Source organism: Streptomyces sp. Y309 (assembly GCF_056712025.1).
The window spans coordinates 2,401,998-2,416,119 of the sequence record NZ_CM160048.1; the positions used below are offsets into that span (position 1 = coordinate 2,401,998).

General features: G+C 72.4%; 13 protein-coding genes. 5 read left to right on the forward strand and 8 right to left on the reverse strand.

Features of this window, described 5'->3' with window-relative positions; genetic code table 11:
• A complete protein-coding gene (locus tag AC0KTA_RS08875; RefSeq protein WP_016639100.1) occupies positions 1–654 on the reverse strand; it encodes a response regulator transcription factor in 654 nt (217 codons plus the stop codon).
• Positions 655–969: 315 nt separating this feature from the next.
• Here AC0KTA_RS08875 and AC0KTA_RS08880 point away from each other — a divergent pair, with 315 nt between their 5' ends.
• The gene (locus tag AC0KTA_RS08880) at positions 970–1,143 is read left to right on the forward strand and encodes a hypothetical protein (protein ID WP_481054573.1); all 174 of its coding nucleotides are present in this window, start codon (positions 970–972) and stop codon (positions 1,141–1,143) included.
• 220 nt (positions 1,144–1,363) lie between these two features.
• Here AC0KTA_RS08880 and AC0KTA_RS08885 read toward each other — a convergent pair whose 3' ends face one another.
• Positions 1,364–2,179 carry an inositol monophosphatase family protein gene (locus AC0KTA_RS08885; protein ID WP_481054574.1) on the reverse strand — a complete coding sequence of 272 codons (816 nt, stop codon included), beginning with the start codon at positions 2,177–2,179 and terminating at the stop codon, positions 1,364–1,366.
• Between the two features lie 31 nt (positions 2,180–2,210).
• On the reverse strand, positions 2,211–3,338 hold the full coding sequence (locus AC0KTA_RS08890) for a ferrochelatase (RefSeq protein ID WP_481054575.1): 1,128 nt from the start codon (positions 3,336–3,338) through the stop codon (positions 2,211–2,213).
• Positions 3,339–3,553: 215 nt separating this feature from the next.
• Between AC0KTA_RS08890 and AC0KTA_RS08895 the strand changes: the two genes are divergently transcribed.
• Positions 3,554–4,840 (forward strand): MFS transporter, encoded by a 1,287-nt coding sequence (locus AC0KTA_RS08895; protein WP_481054576.1) that lies wholly within the window; start codon positions 3,554–3,556, stop codon positions 4,838–4,840.
• Positions 4,752–6,119, forward strand: coding sequence for a D-arabinono-1,4-lactone oxidase (locus AC0KTA_RS08900; RefSeq protein ID WP_481054577.1), 1,368 nt, complete (start codon positions 4,752–4,754; stop codon positions 6,117–6,119). The genes AC0KTA_RS08895 and AC0KTA_RS08900 overlap by 89 nt, the downstream gene beginning before the upstream one ends.
• 72 nt (positions 6,120–6,191) lie before the next feature.
• Here the strand turns inward: AC0KTA_RS08900 and AC0KTA_RS08905 are convergent, their stop codons facing one another.
• Positions 6,192–7,445: a hypothetical protein gene (locus AC0KTA_RS08905; RefSeq protein ID WP_481054578.1), complete on the reverse strand. Its 1,254-nt coding sequence runs from the start codon at positions 7,443–7,445 to the stop codon at positions 6,192–6,194.
• A 498-nt stretch (positions 7,446–7,943) separates the two neighbouring features.
• On the opposite strand from AC0KTA_RS08905, the gene sepH reads away from it, so the two are divergent.
• Positions 7,944–9,005, forward strand: a complete 1,062-nt coding sequence (sepH, locus tag AC0KTA_RS08910; protein ID WP_481054579.1) for a septation protein SepH — start codon at positions 7,944–7,946, stop codon at positions 9,003–9,005.
• Positions 9,006–9,211: 206 nt separating this feature from the next.
• Here the strand turns inward: sepH and AC0KTA_RS08915 are convergent, their stop codons facing one another.
• Positions 9,212–10,066, reverse strand: coding sequence for a sulfurtransferase (locus AC0KTA_RS08915; RefSeq protein WP_481054580.1), 855 nt, complete (start codon positions 10,064–10,066; stop codon positions 9,212–9,214).
• A gap of 430 nt (positions 10,067–10,496) precedes the next feature.
• Between AC0KTA_RS08915 and AC0KTA_RS08920 the strand changes: the two genes are divergently transcribed.
• Complete coding sequence (locus tag AC0KTA_RS08920) at positions 10,497–11,309, forward strand: VOC family protein (protein WP_481054581.1); 813 nt, start codon at positions 10,497–10,499, stop codon at positions 11,307–11,309.
• Between the two features lie 62 nt (positions 11,310–11,371).
• Here AC0KTA_RS08920 and AC0KTA_RS08925 read toward each other — a convergent pair whose 3' ends face one another.
• The 3 genes from AC0KTA_RS08925 to AC0KTA_RS08935 form a co-directional block, all read right to left on the reverse strand.
• Entirely contained in the window at positions 11,372–12,031 is a 660-nt protein-coding gene (locus AC0KTA_RS08925) for a thymidine kinase (RefSeq protein WP_481054582.1), read from the reverse strand.
• A gap of 134 nt (positions 12,032–12,165) precedes the next feature.
• The gene (locus AC0KTA_RS08930; protein ID WP_481054583.1) at positions 12,166–13,407 is read right to left on the reverse strand and encodes an alkaline phosphatase family protein; all 1,242 of its coding nucleotides are present in this window, start codon (positions 13,405–13,407) and stop codon (positions 12,166–12,168) included.
• A complete protein-coding gene (locus AC0KTA_RS08935; RefSeq protein ID WP_037657561.1) occupies positions 13,407–14,003 on the reverse strand; it encodes a DUF5998 family protein in 597 nt (198 codons plus the stop codon). The genes AC0KTA_RS08930 and AC0KTA_RS08935 overlap by 1 nt, the downstream gene beginning before the upstream one ends.
• Between the last annotated feature and the right edge of the window lie 119 nt (positions 14,004–14,122).

Consider the following 14,122-nt stretch of genomic DNA (forward strand, 5'->3'; position numbering starts at 1 on the left):
TCAGATCCGATAGCCGGAGCCCGGCACGGTCACGATGACGGCGGGCTCGCCGAGCTTGCGGCGCAGGGTCATGACGGTCACGCGGACGACGTTCGTGAACGGGTCCGTGTTCTCGTCCCAGGCCTTCTCCAGGAGCTGCTCGGCGGAGACCACCGCGCCCTCGCTGCGCAGCAGCACCTCCAGGACCGCGAACTCCTTGGGCGCGAGCTGGATCTCCTTGCCGTCCCGGAACACCTCGCGGCGGTTCGGGTCGAGCTTGATGCCGGCGCGCTCCAGGACGGGCGGCAGCGGCACGCTGGTGCGCCGCCCGAGGGCGCGCACGCGGGCCGTGAGCTCGCTGAACGCGAACGGCTTGGGGAGATAGTCGTCCGCGCCGATCTCCAGGCCCTCGACGCGGTCGCTGACGTCGCCGGACGCGGTGAGCATCAGGACGCGGGTCGGCATGCCGAGCTCGACGATCTTGCGGCAGACGTCGTCGCCGTGGACGACGGGCAGGTCGCGGTCCAGGACGACCACGTCGTAGTCGTTCACCCCGATACGCTCCAGGGCAGCCGCGCCGTCGTACACGACGTCGACGGCCATGGCCTCCCGGCGCAGTCCGGTGGCCACCGCATCGGCGAGCAGTTGCTCGTCCTCGACGACGAGTACGCGCACGTCGTTTGTCCTTCCTCTGTGCCCCGCGCGCGGTCGCGGCAGGGCAGATCTTTACGTGGAGTGAGACCTCCATCCTGCCCCTTTCGGCCATAAACCGGCTGTAAGGCGGTCCGGGCCCCGGGAATGCGGGATTTTCTCGTCCGGTTGAGGTTTCCGTGGAAGAGGGTGCGGGGAGGACGGCCTTACACCCGCGATCACGCTTCGTATGTGGCACGCCACGACCTGCTTCACGCAGCGGGCGTCGGACGTGATCGCCCCTTCTCCACGGCACACCCCCGTGCCATCGACCCACGACCCAGCCGAGGGGGCGCAACCATGGACGCATTCACCGCAGGTCTCCTGCAGCGCATAAAGGCCACGGAGTCCGACCTCACGCGGGCCCGCGAGACAGGTGACGACTTCCTTGCCGAGGTCGAACTGGCCGAGCTGGAAGACCTTCACCGCCTGGCGGCCGAGCACGGCGTGGAGGTCGCAGCCCCGACCTCCTGACATCCCCTGACCAGGACGTCTCCAGCGTCCGGTCCGGTCTGGACAGATCTGCGGATCTGGACACAGCAGGGCCCCGGTACCTCGCCAGGAGGTGCCGGGGCTCTGTCGTGTGCGGACCCTGTGCAGGCCCTGTGTGCGGGCGCGGAGCCCGTCGTGTGCGGGCGGGGAGCCCGTCGTGTGCGGGCGCGGAGCCCGTCGTGTGCGGGCGCGGCGCTCCCGGTCAGTCGTGCCAGGCGCCGAGGTCGTCGAGGAGCGTCTGGAGCGGCTCGAAGAGGCCGGGCGGGCCCGCCACCGTCAGCTCGCCCGAGAGGGGCTCTCCGGGGCGGCCGCCGGTGCGGGCGCCCGCCTCCCGGGCGACGAGGTCGCCGGCCGCGAAGTCCCAGGGATTCAGGCCTCGTTCGTAGTACGCGTCCAGGCGGCCCGCCGCCACGTCGCACAGGTCGATGGCCGCGGAGCCGCCGCGCCGGATGTCCCGCACGCGCGGCAGCAGGTGCCGGGCGATCTCGGCCTGGTGGGCCCGCCGCTCGGCGACGTACCCGAAGCCGGTGCCGATGAGCGCCTGCTCGAACGGCGGCGCCGGGCGGACCCGGGCGGGCCGGTCGCCGACGTACGCGCCCTGGCCGAGGACCGCGCGGAAGGTCTCGCCGCGCACGGGCGCGTGCACGACGCCGACGAGGGTCTCGCCGTCCTTGCGGGCGGCGATCGACACCGCCCAGTCCGGGCGGCCGTACAGGTAGTTCACGGTGCCGTCGATGGGGTCGATGACCCACTGGACGCCGCTGGTGCCCTCGGAGCTCGCGCCCTCCTCGCCGAGCACGCCGTCGCCGGGCCTGCGGTCGGCGAAGAAGTCCGCGATCAGCTTCTCGGAGGCGATGTCCATCTCGGTGACGACGTCGACGGCGCTGCTCTTGGTCGCGGCGACGCCGAGGTCGGCCGGGCGGCCGTCGCGCAGCAGCTCACCGGCGCGGCTCGCGGCTTCCAGGGCGACAGCGAGCAGTTCGGCCTTGAGCCGGTCCTGCAGGGCGGGGTCGGTCACGGTGCTCCTCGGTGCGGGCGGGGGCCGCGCGCTAGACGTACGGGCTGTCGGCGCCCGCGGCCGCGGGCTTCGGGGTGCGGGCCGGGCAGCAGCCCACCGGGCACAGGTCGTGGCTCGGGCCGAGCGCGCCCAGGGCGCACGGCGTCACCGCGCGCCCGCTCTCGGCGGCGGCGCGCTCCACGGCGAGCTCGCGGACCGCGGCGGCGAACCGCGGGTCGGCGCCGACGGTGGCCGAACGGCGCACGGGCAGACCCAGCTCCGCCGCCTTCGCCGTGGCCTCGGTGTCGAGGTCGTACAGCACCTCCATGTGGTCCGAGACGAAGCCGATCGGGACCATGACGACGGCCGGGGCACCGGCCGCGTGCCGCTCCTCCAGGTGGTCGCAGATGTCGGGCTCCAGCCAGGGGATGTGCGGGGCGCCGCTGCGCGATTGGTAGACGAGCTGCCAGGGGTGGTCGGCGCCGGTCTCCTCGCGCACCGCGTCGGCGACGAGGCGGGCCACGTCCAGGTGCTGCTTCACATAGGCGCCGCCGTCGCCGTGGTCCTCGACCCGGCCGGAGGTGTCGGCCGCGGCGGTGGGGATGGAGTGCGTCGTGAAGGCCAGGTGGGCGCCGTCACGCACTTCTTCGGGGAGGTCGGCCAGGGACTTCAGGACGCCGTCGATCACGGGGCGCACGAAGCCGGGGTGGTTGAAGTAGTGCCGCAGCTTGTCCACGCGCGGCAGTTCGAGGCCCTCCTCGCGGAGCGTGGCGAGGGCGCCCGCGAGGTCTTCGCGGTACTGCCTGCAGCCCGAGTACGACGCGTACGCGCTGGTGGCGAGGACGAGGACGCGGCGGCGGCCGTCCCGGACAAGATCGCGCAGGGTGTCCGTCAGATACGGCGTCCAGTTGCGATTGCCCCAGTACACCGGCAGGTCCAGGCCGTGCTCCGCGAAGTCCTTGCGCAGGGCGTCCAGGAGGGTGCGGTTCTGGTCGTTGATGGGGCTCACGCCGCCGAAGAGGAAGTAGTGCTGCCCCACCTCCTTCAGGCGCTCCTTGGGGATGCCGCGGCCACGCGTCACGTTCTCCAGGAACGGGACGACGTCGTCCGGTCCTTCGGGGCCGCCGAACGAGAGCAGCAGCAGGGCGTCGTACGGAGTGGGATCCAGCGCTTCGGACATGTCTTTGATCCTGCCACCCGCCACTGACAGCGGGGAAACCGCCTTCCGCCGACTGCCGCCCGCCGGCTGGCTGTCGGCTGCCGTGCAACCGCCGTACGGCCGCACGAAAAACACCAGTGCGCTTCGGTCCCTCTGGCCCGTAAGCTGTATCGGCCATCTTCACGCCTTACCGGAGCCCGCTGGCCGAGCGCTCCGGCGCCCCCGCGGAGTCCCACGTGCCGAGCCCCTACCGCGCCATATTCGCCGCCCCAGGCTCCAAGGGGTTCTCCGTCGCGGGCTTCCTCGGGCGGATGCCGCTGTCGATGATGGGCATCGGCATCGTGACGATGGTCTCCCAGCTCACCGGGCGGTACGGCCTCGCCGGCGCGCTGTCGGCCACCGTCGCGTTGTCCGCCGCGGCGATCGGCCCGCAGATCTCCCGGCTCGTGGACCGGCACGGGCAGCGGCGGGTGCTCCGGCCCGCGACGCTGGTGTCCCTGGTCGCGGTGACGGGGCTGCTGCTCGCCGCGAAGTTCGAGGCGCCGGACTGGACGCTGTTCGTCTGCGCCGCGTTCGTCGGCTGCGTACCGAGCGTGGGCTCGATGGTCCGCGCCCGCTGGGCGGCCCTCTACCGCGACACTCGGCAGCTGCACACGGCGTACTCCTTCGAGTCCGTCGTGGACGAGATCTGCTTCATCTTCGGACCGATCATCTCGATCGGCCTGTCCACGGTGTGGTTCCCCGAAGCCGGGCCTCTCCTTGCGGGCTGTTTTCTCGCCGTGGGCGTCTTCTGGCTGACTTCGCAGCGTGCCACCGAGCCGGTGCCGCATCCGCGCGAACACCACACCGGGGGCTCGGCGTTGCGGTCCGGCGGACTGCAGGTGCTCGTCGCCACGTTCGTCGCGACCGGCGCGATCTTCGGCGCCGTCGACGTCGTCACGGTGGCCTTCGCCGAGGAAGAGGGCCACAAGGGCGCCGCGAGCCTGGTGCTCGCCGTCTACGCGCTCGGCTCGTGCGCGGCGGGGGTCGGCTTCGGGCTGCTGCACTTCAAGGGGGCGCCCGCCCGCCGCTGGCTGCTGGGGGTCTGCGCGATGGCCGTGAGTATGATCCCGCTTCAACTGGTCGGGAACCTTCCGTTTCTGGCCGCGGCGCTCTTCGTCGCGGGCCTGTCCATCGCGCCGACGATGATCACGACGATGGCCCTCGTCGAACAGCACGTACCACGCGCGAAGCTCACCGAGGGCATGACCTGGACCAGCACGGGACTCGCCGTCGGTGTGGCGCTCGGCTCCTCGGCGGCCGGCTGGGTCATCGACGCCTGGGGGCCGCGCGCGGGGTACGCGGTCCCGGGGGTGTCCGGGGCCGTCGCGGTGATGGTGGGATTCCTGGGGTATCGCCGGCTGCAGCGGCCGGTTCCGCGACGGGGAGGAACCCATGAGCACGGGAACGGGCAGGGGAACGGGAGCGGGGACGCCGGCGGGAACGCGAGCGAGCGGCGGGAAGAGGCCGGCGACCTGGCGTAACTGGGCCGGCACGGTCGCCGTGCGCCCCGCGCGCGAGGCCACGCCCGCCTCGGTGGACGAACTCGCCGCCGCCGTCCGCCGCGCCAAGGAGGACGGCCTGACCGTCAAGCCCGTCGGCGCCGGTCACTCCTTCACGGCGGCCGCCGCGACCGACGGCCTCCTGGTGCGGCCCGACCTCCTCACCGGTATCCGGAAGATCGACCGCGCGGCCGGCGCCGTGACCGTGGAGGCGGGCACTCCGCTCAAGCGTCTGAACGCCGCCCTCGCCCGCGAGGGCCTGTCGCTGACGAACATGGGCGACATCATGGAGCAGACGGTCTCCGGAGCCGTCAGCACCGGGACGCACGGCACGGGCCGCGACTCGGCGTCGATCGCCGCGCAGATCACGGCACTTGAGCTGGTCACCGCCGACGGCCGCGTCGTGACCTGCTCCAAGGACGAGCATCCCGACGTCTTCGCCGCCGCCCGGATCGGGCTCGGCGCACTCGGCGTCATCAGCGCGGTCACGTTCTCCGTAGAGCCCATTTTCTTCCTCAGGGCCCGCGAGGAACCGATGACCTTCGACCAGGTCACCGCCGAGTTCGACCAGCTCGTCACCGAGAACGAACACTTCGAGTTCTACTGGTTCCCGCACACCGGCAACTGCAACACCAAGCGCAACAACCGCAGCGTCGGCCCCGCCGCTCCCCCGAGCGCGATCAGCGCCTTCGTAGAGGACGAACTCCTCTCCAACGGCCTCTTCCAGGTGGTCAATTCGCTCGGCCGGGCCGTGCCCGCCACCATCCCCGCCATCGCGAAGATCTCCAGCAAGGCCCTGTCCGCCCGCACCTACACGGACATCCCCTACAAGGTCTTCACCAGCCCGCGCCGGGTGCGCTTCGTGGAGATGGAGTACGCCGTCCCGCGCGAGGCCCTGGTCGAGACGCTGCGCGAACTGAAGTCGATGATCGAGCGGTCACCGCTGCGCGTCAGCTTCCCCGTGGAGGTCCGCACGGCGCCCGCGGACGACATCACGCTCTCGACGGCCTCGGGCCGCGAGAGCGCGTACATCGCCGTCCACCTGTACAAGGGCACGCCGTTCCGCAGGTACTTCAGCGCCGCGGAGCAGATCTTCACCGCCCACGAAGGGCGGCCCCATTGGGGCAAGCTCCACACCCGCGACGCCGCGTACCTGGCCAAGGCCTATCCGCGCTTCGCCGAGTTCACCGCCCTGCGGGACCGGCTCGACCCGGACCGCCTGTTCGGCAACCCCTATCTGCGGCGGGTGCTCGGCGCCTGACACCGCGCGGACGCCGGATATCGCTGCTCTGGGGCACCGCTCCGGACCATTGGTCCGGGTCACTGCTACAGGTCACTGCTCCGGCGTCTGCTGCTGCTCCTGGACGTTCCCGTTGCCCGTACCGCTGCCGCCGCCGTTCGACGGGGTCGGCGTGGGAGTCGGGGTCGGTGTCGGCGTGGGGGTCGGGTCGGTCTTCGATCCGTCGTCGCCCGAGTCGCCGCCGTCGCCCTTGTCGGTGCCGCTGCCGGAGTCTCCGCCCTCCTCCTTGCCGGAGTCCTTCCCGGAGCCGGTGCCCGAGCCGGTGTCGTCGCCTGGCGAGGGCTTGCCCGACGGGTCGTTGGACGTACCGCCGTCCTGCTGCGAACCGTCGTCCGTGCCGGAGGTGCCGTCGTCCGACGGCTGGTCGGAGTCGTCGGCGGGCGGCTGGTCGTGCGACGTGGACGAGGAGTTGCTGCCCCTGAAGACGTCGACGACCGACGTGCCCTTGTCGTCACCGCTGAAGCTCTTGCCGCTCACCAGCTCGTACGTGGTGATGCCGGCGAGGGAGACCCCGAAGACCAGCGCCGCGGCGACCAACGGCCGCTTCCAGCTCCGCACGCGCGTGCGGTGGGTGGTGCCTTCGGAGAACTCGTCCGAGGGAAACGGGGGTTCGGCGGGGGCCACTGGGGCGCCGATTGCCGCGGGTCCGGCCTGGCCCAGGACGCGGGTCTCCTGGTCGCCCGTCCCATGGTCGCGCGGCAGGAACTGCGTGGCGTCGACGGACCCGAGCATCCGGGTCTGGTCGGGGTCGGTACCCACTGCCGGGAGCGCCGTGGTCGGGTCGGCCGGGTCGACCGTCGGCAGCGCCCTGGTCTGGTCGGCCGTCGGCAACGCGGTCGTGGGGTCGGCGTCCATGGCCGTCCTCCCCCACGTCGTCGTGACCGGGCCCGTCCCCGTGGCGTGCCCGGCGGCGGACCGCGCATCCGGGTACGCCCCCGTGCCGCCGGAGTACGCCGTCGACCTGAACGTCCCCGGCACAGGCGTCGCTTGTGTCGCCGGGACCTGCTGGCCCTTCGGTTTGGCCTGCACGGCCACGTCGCGTATCTGCTCGCCGGTACGCGAGAAGAAGTGCTGGAAGACCGTGCCGCCGCAGGTGGCGATGCCGCTCACCACACCGGCGCCGAGGATCGTTCCGTAGACACCGAAGGAGGACGCGAGCTTCGCGGCCACGACGGCGGCCACGGCGCTCCCCGCCACCTGCGGCACACTCAGATCGAACCGCTTCTTCTCCGGCTCACCCTCCGTCGCATCCTTCGACTCCTCGCCGGTTTCCGGCTTTTCACGCATCTGCGGACCTTGCCTGCCTTTCTCGACTTCACGCATGACTTACGCGTTCACGTATGAGCTACGCGAGGTACGTGAGAAAGGGACGTATGTCCGAAGCGAATAGTTCCGGTTCTGGCTCTTTCGTGAAGGACGCCACTCCTGAGCAGGGATCTTGCGTCACCGGCTGACGCCAACTCCCTTCACCCGTGAGAAGTTCGGCGGCGCGCCGGTCCACCCGGGTGGCCCGAATGGAGTAGTGTTGCGAGCCCTGGGTCCGGTCTCCAGCCAGGGTGCCCGGGACCAGCCAGGACCGCCGGGAGGGGCCCGCTGCACAGGGTGACGAGATTGGTCACTTAGCGTTGCGAATAGGTAACCGTGCCATAACGGCGTTCCAGGGCCCATGCCCGACACGCCGGGCAACTCGGCAAGGTTGTGGCAGGCTGCACCCGGGCAGGCCACACTCGACTAGCGGAAGCAGCGACGCACGTGACGTCGGCAGGCACCACCCGGGAGGTCCCCATGCCCGAACTGCGTGTCGTGGCCGTCAGCAACGACGGCACACGGCTGGTGCTGAAGGCTGCGGACAGCACGGAGTACACGCTTCCGATCGACGAACGGCTGCGCGCCGCCGTGCGCGGCGACCGGCCGCGGCTCGGACAGATCGAGATCGAGGTGGAGAGCCACCTCCGCCCCCGTGACATCCAGGCACGTATACGCGCTGGTGCCAGTGCGGAAGAGGTCGCCTCGCTCGCCGGCATCCCCGTCGACCGGGTCCGCCGCTTCGAGGGCCCCGTGCTCGCCGAGCGCGCCTTCATGGCCGAGCGGGCCCGGAAGACCCCCGTGCGCCGCCCCGGCGAGAACACCGGACCCCAGCTGGGCGAGGCCGTCCAGGAGCGGCTGCTGCTGCGCGGCGCCGACAAGGAGACGGTCCAGTGGGACTCCTGGCGCCGCGACGACGGCACCTGGGAAGTCCTGCTCGTCTACAGCGTCGCGACCGAACCGCACTCCGCGAGCTGGACGTACGACCCGCCGCGGCGGCTCGTCCAGGCCGTCGACGACGAGGCCCGTGCCCTGATCGGCGAGACCGACGACATCGCGGCGCCCGAGCCCAGCTTCCCGTTCGTGCCGCGCATCGCACGGCTCCCCCGGGACCGGCCGCTCGACCGCGCCCCGGAGCGCCCCGGCGCCCCGGCGTCGGAGCCCGAGCAGGAGCCCGCGGCGCCCGCCGCCGTCGCCGAGCAGGAACGCGACTCGCTCACCAGCCTCCTGGAGGCCGTCCCGAGCTTCCGCGGCGACATGGTCGTCCCGGAACGCCCCGCCACGACACCCGCCGAACTGCCGTCCGCACAGGAGGAGCCCGAGCAGGAGCCGGAGGCCGAGGAACCCCCGGCGACCGCCGCCTCGGCAGGCTCCGCCTACGCGGACGTCCTGATGCCGCGCGCCGTGGCCAGCCACCGCGACCGCCTCGTCGGCTCCACCGACCGCCAGGCCGAGGCCGACGGGGTCCGCCCCGGCCGCCGCGCGGCCGTCCCGAGCTGGGACGAGATCGTGTTCGGCACCCGGCGCAAGAAGCAGGAGTAGGCGCCCGGCAAGCGAAACAAGCGCCCGGCGCACTCCATCGGGCGAGGCGAGAATCTGGTGAAGGGCCTGTACGCGGAATGCGTACAGGCCCTTCACTCGTCGCCCACAACAGCCCAGTGGGACCGCAGTCCACGCCCGAGGGCGCTACTGCGACTCCACCCGTGACCGAGGGGGCACTACTGCGGCTCCGCCCGTGACCGAGCGCGCTACTGCGGCTCCGCCCCCGTGGCCACCGGTCGCGCCGGATCCGACGACCACTCCGACCACGACCCGACGTACAGCGCCGCCGGAATCCCCGCCACCGCGAGCGCCAGGACCTCGTGGGCGGCGGAGACCCCCGAGCCGCAGTACACGCCGACCTGCGAAGTGCCGGACGCCCCGAGGGACTTGAAGCGGGCCGCCAGCTCCTCGGCGGGCCGGAAGCGGCCGTCGTCGGCGACGTTCTCCGTGGTGGGCGCCGAGACCGCGCCCGGGATGTGACCGCCGACGCGGTCGATCGGCTCGACGTCGCCCCGGTAGCGCTCGGCGGCGCGCGCGTCCAGGAGCAGGCCCGAGCGGGCCAGGGCCGCCGCGCCGTCCGCGTCAAGGAGATCCGCGGCACCCGGCACGGGCACGAAGGTCCCCTCGGCCGCCGCGGTCACCTCGCCGGACTCCAGCTCCCCCGTCCACGCGGCGAGCCCACCGTCGAGGACCCGCACCGCCGGGTGGCCCGTCCAGCGCAGCAGCCACCAGGCGCGCGCGGCCGCCCAGCCCTGCCCGCCGTCGTACACGACGACCGGCCGGTCGGCACAGACCCCGGCCGCCCGCATGACCGCGCCGAAGTGGTCGACATCCGGAAGCGGATGCCGCCCCGCGGCGCCCGCGGGTCCCGCGAGATCGGCGTCGAGGTCGACGAACACGGCTCCCGGCAGGTGCCCTGCTGCGTAGGCGGCCCGGCCGTCGAAGGGCGGCTCGCCGGCCGCCTTGGCCACGCTCAGCTGCCAGCGGACGTCGAGCAGCACTGGCGGATTCTCGCCCGCCAGCTCGCTCGCGAGTTCGGATGCGGAGATGATGGCATTCATGGCCACCATCCTTGCGTACGGGGTGGCCGCCGCGCCCCGCTCCGGATAGCCTGCTCGGCCGGACCCGCCCGGACACGCGGCGTACGGAAACGGGCACGCCGCGTACCGCAGATGGACACAACCCGGCAATCGCGTGTTAACGGATGAGAAATGGCAAACCGGGCATCCTCCGCGAGGATGCCCGCGAGCTCGGCGCGGCCGGGGAGCGCCGGGCGACGGGTGGTGCGAGCATCTGCACGGACGGGCATACGCGCGGCGAAGGTACGCGCGTTCGGACGAGGAACCGAAGCGGAATCGAAGCGGAGTGGCAACGGCTGGGCGACGACGGATGACAGCTGACAGACAACGGATGCCGCATCTCGGACTCTGTCGGTCGTAGTACGTCATCGCCGGGCTGTCGAAGTCACGAGGGCCCGAGGAGAGAGTGACGATGACCGAGGCACGGTGGCCGGACGACCGGCGCGCCCAGAGCGCGCGGCGCACACCCGGCACGCCCTGCTGGGTGAGCCTGATGGCGCACGACCTGGCCGCGACCCAGGAGTTCTACACAGCGCTGTTCGGCTGGACGTATCAGCCCGGGCCCCAGCAGCTCGGCCCCTACGCGCGGGCCCTGCTCGACGGTTGCGAGGTGGCGGGAATCGGACAGCTGCCGAGCGACCGCCACCTTCCCATCGCCTGGACCCCCTACCTGGCGTCGGACGACGCCGACGAGACGGCCGAGACGGTGCGGCACTGCGGCGGCACGGTCGGGGTGGGGCCGCTGGACGCGGGCGAGGCCGGGCGGATGGCGATCGCGTCGGACCCGGCGGGCGCGGTGTTCGGCATCTGGCAGGCCGCGGCGCATCTGGGCGCGGCGGTCGAGGGCGTGCCGGGCACGCCGACCTGGAACGAGTTGCTGACGCGGGAGACGGCGGAGGTCGCGAAGTTCTACCAGACGCTGTTCGGCTACACCGAAAAGAAGGCCGCCGACAGCAACGTGGACTGCCTCACCCTGTCCCTGGAGGGCCGCCCGGTGGCGTCGCTGCACGGCGTCGGCCAGGCGCTGCCGCGCGACCGGGGCGCGCACTGGATGACGTACTTCGAGGCCGCCGACGTGGACGCGGCGGTGGAGCGGGTGTTCGAGCTGGGGGGCCATGTCGTCGAGCCGGCACGGGCCGGTGCGCACGGGCGGGTCGCGACGGTGGCCGACCCGGAGGGCGCGGTGTTCACGCTGATCCGCTCGGAGCGGCCCTGCGGGAAGTGACCGCGGCGCCCGGCCACAAGGGCCCCGGGCCCCGAAGAGGCCCGGTGGAAGCGGCCGGGTGGCTAGGAGCGCTCCAAGGTGTCGACCGGCAGGACGTCGGGAGACAGCGCGCCCGCGTGCGCGGAGGCCGCCGTCATGCGGCGCCGGTGATGGCGGCGGCACAGCACCTCGTAACCCACTTCGTCGGGCGCCTGGTTGACGTCGCCGACAACGACCTGGGCACCCTCGACGACCATCTCGCCGCCGATGGTGCGGGCGTTGTGCGTGGCGCGGGCGCCGCACCAGCACAGGGCCTCGACCTGGAGGACCTCGACGCGGTCGGCGAGTTCGACCAGGCGCTGCGAGCCGGGGAACAGCTTGGAGCGGAAGTCGGTGGTGATGCCGAACGCGAAGACGTCCAGGCCCAGGTCGTCGACGACGCGGGCCAGTTGGTCGATCTGCTCGGGGGCGAGGAACTGGGCCTCGTCGGCGATCACGTAGTCGGCGCGGGAGCCGCGCGAGAGGTGGTCGACGAGGTAGGCGTACATGTCGAGGTCGTCGGCGACCTCGATGGCCTCGGTGACCAGGCCGAGCCGTGAGGAGAGCTTCCCCGCGCCCGCGCGGTCGTTGCGCGCGAAGATCATGCCCTGCAGGCCGCGCGCCGAGCGGTTGTGCTCGATCTGCAGCGCGAGGGTGCTCTTCCCGCAGTCCATCGTTCCGGAGAAGAACACCAGCTCAGGCATGGGAGGTTGAGCGCCTTTCGGTCGGGGAGCGGAGTCGTACGAGAGGTACGCGGCGGCGTACGGGGCGGGGTGCCGTCGGTGACGTCGACGTCGGGCAGCGCCGACGTACGCGTCAAGGAGCACCCAAGAAGCAGCTAGGAGCGTACTTCCAGGAGCGGCACGAGTTGTTCGGCGGGGGTCATGGAGCCGTGGTTGCCGACCATCAGGGACTCCTTGGGCTCCTTCTGGGAGGCGATGATGAGGACGTCGTCATGGGCGGCGGCCACGACGTCGCCGATGCGTCCGTGGACGCGCTCGTCGATCCGGGGACCGAACCACCCGGCCGCGATCGCCTCCTCGCGGGAGGCGACCCAGAACTGCTCGCCGAGCACTTCGCGCCAGACGGTGAGGACGTCGGCCTCGGCACCGGGCACGGCGTAGACGTGCCGGGCGCGGCCCTCGCCGCCGAGCAGGGCGACGCCGGCGCTCAGCTCCCAGTCCTCGTCGAAGTCGATGCGCGACGCGTCGTCGAACGGGATGTCGATCATGCCGTGGTCGGCGGTGACGTAGAGGGCGCTGCGCGGCGGGAGCTGTTCGGCGAGGCGCTGCGCGAGGCGGTCGACGTACATGAGCTGGCCGCGCCAGGCGTCGGAATCGACGCCGAAGCGGTGGCCCTTGCCGTCGACTTCGGCGTAGTACGTGTAGACCAGGGAGCGGTCGGCGGCGGCAAGCTGTTCGGCGGCCAGGTCCATGCGGTCCTCGCCGGAGAGGCGGCCGCGGAAGGTGCCGCCGCTGAGGGCGACCTTGGTGAGCGGGGTGTGCTCGAAGGTCGGTGAGGAGACCTGGGCGGTGTGGATGCCCGCGTCGTGGGCGCGCTGGAAGATCGTCGGGTACGGCTGCCAGGCGTGCGGGTCGGTCCAGGGCCGCCAGCGAAGCTGGTTCATCAGCGCGCCGCTGGCGGGGTCGCGGACGGTGTAGCCGGGCAGGCCGTGGGCGCCGGGCGGCAGGCCGGTACCGACAGAGGCCAGGGACGTCGCGGTGGTGGCGGGGAAGCCCGCGGTGAGGGGGCGGCCGGTGCCGCCGCGCGAGGAGGCCAGGAGCGAGGTCAGGAAGGGCGCTTCGGCGGGGTGGGCGCGCAGTTGCTCCCAGCCGAGCCCGTCGATGAGGAAGACGCAGTTCCGGTCGGCGGCGGCGAGCTCGGGGATGACCGGTGCGAAGCCGTCGACGTCCTGGTGGGCGACCAGCGTGGGCAGCAGGTCCGCGAGCGAGCCCGCGCCGTACTCGGGCCGGGGGGCGGTGTCGAGGGCGAGGGGCTGGATGTCGTCCCAGGCGGCGGAGGCAGGGGCGGGCCCGGAGCGCCCTCCGTCAGGGGCGGTGGCGGGAGACGGGTGGGACATCAGCGGCCGGTGTCCGTGCCGGCCGCGGTGGCCTCGGAGAGCGCCTGTGCGAAGGCGAGGGTCTGGCGGACCGCGTCGGGGCCGTCGCCGGCCTCGCTGACGCGCAGGCTGAGGTCGTCGGCCGTGGAGCTGCCCGTGTAGCCGTGGTCGGCCTCGCAGTTGGGGTCACCGCAGGCGGCGGGCTCCAGGTCGATGCGGGCGACGGCGCCCCAGCCGATGGTCAGGACGACTTCGCGGGGCAGGGACCCCGGAACGTACTTCTCCGGGTTGGCGACGACGCGGCTGACGACGACCGACGAGATCCGGCCGATCTTCACGGACTCCGTGGAAGTGGTCGCGTACGGCGTCGGGGAGGTGGAGTCGGCCGCCTGCTCGTCGGTGTGGCTGACGATGAAGCGGGTGTCCGTGAGGACGAGGACCGTCACGTGACGGCGCACCTCGTTCGCGTCGAACGTGGTCTCCTGGTGGACCAGGTACGACCCGATGGTCTCGCCGCCGATCGCGGCCTCCACCGCCTCGGCCACGAGGGCCGGGTAGTAGCCGCTGCGCTCGATCGCCGCGCGCAGCCCCTGGGTCGTCGTACCGGTCTTTGCCATGCCGCCCATCCTACGACCCGGTGCCTGGGCCAAGGTGCCAGTGGGCGCCTGAGCGCCCGGTGTGCGCCGTCCCGGTGCGCGGACGGGGCGCCCCTCGGCGGGCGGCACGGCAGCCGGTC

What these genes read in the sequence shown, in the direction of transcription:
- AC0KTA_RS08935 (WP_037657561.1), bottom strand. Translation starts at nt 14,003, where the DNA reads ATGGCAAAGACCGGTACGACGACCCAGGGGCTGCGCGCGGCGATCGAG.
- AC0KTA_RS08900 (WP_481054577.1), top strand. Translation starts at nt 4,752, where the DNA reads ATGAGCACGGGAACGGGCAGGGGAACGGGAGCGGGGACGCCGGCGGGA.
- AC0KTA_RS08905 (WP_481054578.1), bottom strand. Translation starts at nt 7,445, where the DNA reads ATGCGTGAAAAGCCGGAAACCGGCGAGGAGTCGAAGGATGCGACGGAG.
- AC0KTA_RS08925 (WP_481054582.1), bottom strand. Translation starts at nt 12,031, where the DNA reads ATGCCTGAGCTGGTGTTCTTCTCCGGAACGATGGACTGCGGGAAGAGC.
- AC0KTA_RS08890 (WP_481054575.1), bottom strand. Translation starts at nt 3,338, where the DNA reads ATGTCCGAAGCGCTGGATCCCACTCCGTACGACGCCCTGCTGCTGCTC.
- AC0KTA_RS08880 (WP_481054573.1), top strand. Translation starts at nt 970, where the DNA reads ATGGACGCATTCACCGCAGGTCTCCTGCAGCGCATAAAGGCCACGGAG.
- AC0KTA_RS08920 (WP_481054581.1), top strand. Translation starts at nt 10,497, where the DNA reads ATGACCGAGGCACGGTGGCCGGACGACCGGCGCGCCCAGAGCGCGCGG.
- AC0KTA_RS08915 (WP_481054580.1), bottom strand. Translation starts at nt 10,066, where the DNA reads ATGAATGCCATCATCTCCGCATCCGAACTCGCGAGCGAGCTGGCGGGC.
- AC0KTA_RS08930 (WP_481054583.1), bottom strand. Translation starts at nt 13,407, where the DNA reads ATGTCCCACCCGTCTCCCGCCACCGCCCCTGACGGAGGGCGCTCCGGG.
- sepH (WP_481054579.1), top strand. Translation starts at nt 7,944, where the DNA reads ATGCCCGAACTGCGTGTCGTGGCCGTCAGCAACGACGGCACACGGCTG.